Origin of the sequence: Vibrio sp. 10N.222.48.A3 (genome assembly GCF_041475345.1) — a bacterium.
Classification (GTDB): domain Bacteria; phylum Pseudomonadota; class Gammaproteobacteria; order Enterobacterales; family Vibrionaceae; genus Vibrio; species Vibrio tasmaniensis_A.
The window spans coordinates 1-1,797 of record NZ_JBFRVX010001147.1 but is presented as its reverse complement, the minus strand read 5'-3'; the positions used below and the strand labels follow the sequence as shown (position 1 = coordinate 1,797).

Below are 1,797 nucleotides of genomic sequence, written 5' to 3'. Positions count from 1 at the left end.
GGGTGAAGAACAAGATGCGCTGCATGATTTATTTTCAAACCCGCAGAGTTTTAGTCATGGTGATGACTTCTCGGATACAGAAGATTTCTCAGACGCAGAAGGCTTCCCAGGTGCAGAAGAGTCTGATTTGACTAGTTTCACACAACCTGATGAATCACTCGATTCTCCGTCAGAATTAAGCCCGGTACCTTCTGAGTTAAGCTCAGTGCCTACAACAGTTCAAGACGATCTGTTAGAAGGTTTTGAGGATTTTGATGAGACAGCATTAGCTGAATTACTTTCTGAAGATGTTCAAGACTCTGTCGACAGCATGTTCGACAAGCCACTGGATGCTACATCGATTGATAGTGCAGGGCTCGATATTGACGCCATGCTTGAAGTTGGCGGCGAAGACTGGAAAGGCTTCAACCTAGCTCCTGAGCAGCAATCTAGCATGCATAATGATGTGCCTGATGATCAACAGGAGATTTGGGCGTCGGCAGATCAACAAGCTGAACCAAAAATCAAACAAGAGAATTGGGCTCAACAAGACAACTTAACCGAGTCAGATAAAGGTCGTGATAAGCAATACATGACGATTGATGAGCTGATGGCTCAAGTTGAGCAAGAAGGCGAAGACGCGATTAATCCAGATGACGAAGAGTTGAAGCTAGATGTTGGCCTAAATGAATTCCCAGACGTTATCGGTGACATTGGTAATTACGATGTCGATAGCAACGCAGAAGCCGCTGGTAAGCTCGATTTGGCTAAAATCTACATCGAGATGAGTGACTCACAAGGTGCAATTAAGCTTCTAGAAGAGGCTATCGTTGACGGCAGTGATGATATTCGTCGAGAGGCAAAGAATCTTATCGATACGTTAAACGGTCGATAAATTCAAAAAATTATAAAGGGTAGCGTTGGCTACCCTTTATTTTAGGGCGATACAGTTAGCGTCTATTTTATTTAGCTTGCTAAAACCACCGTCTAGGCGGTAGTGATTGTTTATTGAAGTTTTAGCCCCATCCTATTTGGGCTAGCACTCATTTCCGTATATACTTCTCGCCCATTTTCAAAGAGAACAAGAACATGAAAATTGCTTTAGGTATTGAATATAACGGTACCCACTACTTTGGTTGGCAGCGCCAACGAGACGTGAAAAGTGTCCAAGAAGAATTGGAAAAGGCTCTTTCAGTTGTCGCGAATCACCCTGTAGAAGTTATGTGTGCTGGTCGCACAGATGCCGGTGTCCACGGTACGGGACAAGTCGTTCACTTTGAAACTAATGTCGATCGTAAAATGGTTGCATGGACAATGGGCGCAAATGCCAACATGCCAAAAGATATTGCCGTTCGTTGGGCAACAGAAGTGAATGAGGATTTCCATGCTCGTTTTTCTGCAACAGCACGCCGTTATCGCTACATTATCTTTAACCATGCTCTACGTCCTGGCATTTTGAATTCAGGTGTGAGCCATTACCATGGTCACCTTGATGAGAAAAAGATGCATGAAGCGGGTCAGTACTTACTTGGTGAGAATGACTTTACTTCGTTCAGGGCAACACATTGTCAATCTCGTAGCCCATGGAGAAACATGATTCACTTAAACGTGACTCGTCATGGGCATTACATAGTGATCGATATTAAAGCGAATGCGTTTGTTCACCATATGGTGAGGAATATTACTGGTAGCCTAATTGCGGTAGGTAAAGGTGATCAAAAACCAGAGTGGATTCAGTGGCTTTTAGAGGCTAAAGATCGAAAAGTGGCAGGCGCGACAGCGAAAGCGGAAGGCTTATACTTAGTAGATGTTGATTAT

General features: G+C 43.8%; 2 protein-coding genes. Both read left to right on the top strand.

Annotated elements, in window-relative coordinates; translation table 11 throughout:
* Positions 1 to 874: FimV/HubP family polar landmark protein (locus AB4653_RS24490; RefSeq protein ID WP_372105537.1), on the top strand; the 874-nt coding region annotated here is incomplete at its 5' end.
* A gap of 194 nt (positions 875 to 1,068) precedes the next feature.
* A partial coding sequence (truA, locus tag AB4653_RS24485; RefSeq protein WP_372105536.1) for a tRNA pseudouridine(38-40) synthase TruA occupies positions 1,069 to 1,797 on the top strand: 729 nt, incomplete at its 3' end.